The organism is Phyllobacterium sp., from assembly GCF_037994405.1.
GTDB lineage: Bacteria > Pseudomonadota > Alphaproteobacteria > Rhizobiales > Rhizobiaceae > Phyllobacterium.
In genome coordinates, this window is record NZ_JBBNAN010000288.1 from 1 (window position 1) to 2726 (window position 2726).

Consider the following 2726-nt stretch of genomic DNA (forward strand, 5'->3'; position numbering starts at 1 on the left):
CGCCGATACGGATTTCACCGGCAAAGGGGTGGCTACGGGCGTAGCCGCGCTGTGTCGAATAGGCAAGCCCGAGGAGGAAACCTTCGTCGCCACGTGCCAAGGCTTGAAGTCGAATGTCGCGCTCCAGTGGAAACGACAGCGGTTCACGCGTCAGATCTCCTGTTTCGGAACCCTCAGGCATATCGCCATCAGCTTCGATCATCCCATCATGGCCGAGAATATCGGTGACCCGCGGCGTATGCTCATGCGATTCAACACGGCGCTCAGGCACTTCTACCGCGCTATCCCCGGCAAGCTCCGGATCGAGCAGACGATGGGTGTAGTCGAATGTTGGCCCGAGCAACTGTCCACCCGGCAGATCCTTGAAGGTGGCTGAGATGCGGCGTTCGATGGTCATCTGCGACGTCTCGACGGGCCTGGTGTAGCCAAAGCGCGGCAGCGTCGTGCGATAGGCACGAACGAGGAAGATCGCCTCGATCATGTCTCCCCGCGCCTGCTTTACTGCCAGCGCTGCGAGTTCCTTATCGTATAGCGAACCCTCCGCCATGACGCGATCAACGGCCAGCGCCAGCTGTTCGACGATCTGCTCCAGCCCTATTGCCGGTACTGAGCGATCACCGCGACGCCGGTCGGCCAGCAGCTTGTGCGCATTGCGTATGGCCGCCTCCCCGCCCTTGACTGCAACATACATGGCTCAGGCCTCCCTTTTCGAAATGCGTGTCGTGCGCGGCAAAGCGGCGAGCCCACCCTTGCCGGCAAAGACGAGATCGACACCGCGCGGAAACGCGCCGCGATTGGCTGTCCATTGGTCGATGAACATTTTCGGCAACTGGCTGGGCGCAAACGCCCGGATGTGCTTGATCCCAGGTCCCTTGAGTGTCAGTTCCTCTGCACCATTGAAGCCATCGATCTGCAGGATAAGGGTCGTCGAGCGATCCGGATATTCAGACGTTCCCTTGGCGAATACTTCGAACGAAGGCATGGTTTCGATGTCGCTGATAAGTGCAAATTGCGCTTCGGATGGATTGGCTGTCAGTTCAAGTCCGGTGTGGAACTTCAGCCAGCCGGTTGCAGCTTCGGAGCCGGCGATCGGCTTGTCGCACCAGACCGTCGCATCATGATCAAACAGCGTCGCTGCAATTGCTGCGGCAACGGGCAAGATGGGTGCTGGAGCGTTGACCAGACCGCGCGAAGGAATGGCGCGGCCAGGGTTGGCCATGGCGTCCATCAACGCCCGAAAGACTTCTTGTGAGTTGAGGACTGCATCGCTGAAACCGCCCTCAAAGACCTCTGTCGCTGCACGCATCAGTCGTCACCCCGCACCATTGTAAAGAAATCAACTTTCGTCGCCGCCGTTTCGGCCCGCCGGTGTTCGAGATTGTCCTTCAGACGGTGTGCAATCGGAGCGAGCACCGTGTCCTCGACAGCTTGACGATGGGCCGGCTCCTGCCAGAGCGCATCAAAAACGGCCGCAAGCCGCACCTTTGTGCCATCACGTCCAAGCGCATAGGCATGACCAACCGCGCCATTGCCAAGCCGTATGGTTGCGCGCGTCACCGTCGCTTCGCCCAGATTGAAGGGAGCGCCGCCGCCACCGATACGTCCGCGCACCATGACCAGCCCGGTTTCCGGACCACGCAGCGTCTCGAACTGCGGCTTGTCAGCCCACTGCCCCCAAAACTGCGCCATCTCCTGCGTGGTGGCCTGCGCCAGCAAGGCCATGGCGGCTTTGCGCCCGGCATCGTCGGCAGTTGGGACGCTTTCAAGAATTTCGCCGCTCATTGACACCTCGTTATAATTTGTCTATTTATCTATACAACTAGACAATAGACCTACCTATAAAACCCGTCAATGACAGGAGCATGACAAAGCGTGCCTTCAGGAAGATTCATTACCCGCAACAGTGGTGTCGCGATCTGGAGACAGATCGCCGATCAAATTCGCGGTGATATCACGGCGGGAAAAATGGCGAGCGGCGCACGCATGCCGCCGGAAGTAGAACTGGCGACACGCTTCGACGTCAATCGCCACACAATCCGCAGCGCAATCGCCGCCCTGACCAAGGAAGGTGTCCTGCGTGCGCAACAGGGCCGAGGCACTTTCGTCGCCAACAGCAAAAAACTCACCTATCGCATTGGCGAGCGCACACGCTTCTCCCAGAATGTTGCGACGCAGGTGCGAGAAACCAAAGGCATCCTCCTGTCTCATCGCGTCGAAGAAGCAACGCCTGAGATCGCAGAAGCATTGGACATGCAACCTGGGCAGGTCATCCGAATAGACACGATGCACACGGCAGACGGCAGCCCTGTTTCTTGCGCGACGGCATGGTTTGATGCGGCACGCGTACCGAATGTCGTTGAAGACTATCGCTCATCCGGTTCGATAACATTTGCCCTCAAAGCTGCAGGAATAGACGACTATCTGCGCAAATCCACGATCATTGCTGCGCGCCATGCGGATGCGGAAGACCTGCGGCACCTGCGTTTGTCGCCCGGTGCCATCGTCCTTGTCGCCACTGCCATTAATGTCGACATGGAGGGCCGTCCGATCGAATACGCCAAGACCCGTTTCGCGGCCGACCGGATGGAAATCGCCATCGAGAACAAATCTACAACTTAACCTCAGCTGATTGGTCCGCACCAGCCAGGCAAATAGCTTGCTGCTTGGCTTTTGGCATCTTTGAGAGCCTGATTGAGTGCCTTGTCAAAGCTCGCATCCACGAATTT

General features: G+C 58.5%; 4 protein-coding genes and 1 pseudogene. 1 reads left to right on the forward strand and 4 read right to left on the reverse strand.

Translation table 11 applies throughout. The features are described from left to right. The 3 genes from AAAC48_RS15760 to phnG all read right to left on the reverse strand — a co-directional run. The coding region (locus AAAC48_RS15760; protein ID WP_340655082.1) for a carbon-phosphorus lyase complex subunit PhnI at nt 1–691 on the reverse strand (691 nt) is incomplete at its 3' end. A gap of 3 nt (nt 692–694) precedes the next feature. Further along, nucleotides 695–1306, reverse strand: a complete 612-nt coding sequence (gene phnH, locus AAAC48_RS15765) for a phosphonate C-P lyase system protein PhnH (protein WP_340655083.1) — start codon at nt 1304–1306, stop codon at nt 695–697. Then, on the reverse strand, nt 1306–1782 hold the full coding sequence (gene phnG, locus AAAC48_RS15770) for a phosphonate C-P lyase system protein PhnG (protein ID WP_340655084.1): 477 nt from the start codon (nt 1780–1782) through the stop codon (nt 1306–1308). The genes phnH and phnG overlap by 1 nt, the downstream gene beginning before the upstream one ends. A gap of 90 nt (nt 1783–1872) precedes the next feature. Here phnG and phnF point away from each other — a divergent pair, with 90 nt between their 5' ends. Further along, nucleotides 1873–2619 carry a phosphonate metabolism transcriptional regulator PhnF gene (phnF, locus tag AAAC48_RS15775; protein ID WP_340655085.1) on the forward strand — a complete coding sequence of 249 codons (747 nt, stop codon included), beginning with the start codon at nt 1873–1875 and terminating at the stop codon, nt 2617–2619. 2 nt (nt 2620–2621) lie between these two features. Here phnF and AAAC48_RS15780 read toward each other — a convergent pair. Then, nucleotides 2622–2726: pseudogene (locus tag AAAC48_RS15780) on the reverse strand (chromosome partitioning protein ParB); the annotation flags it as partial.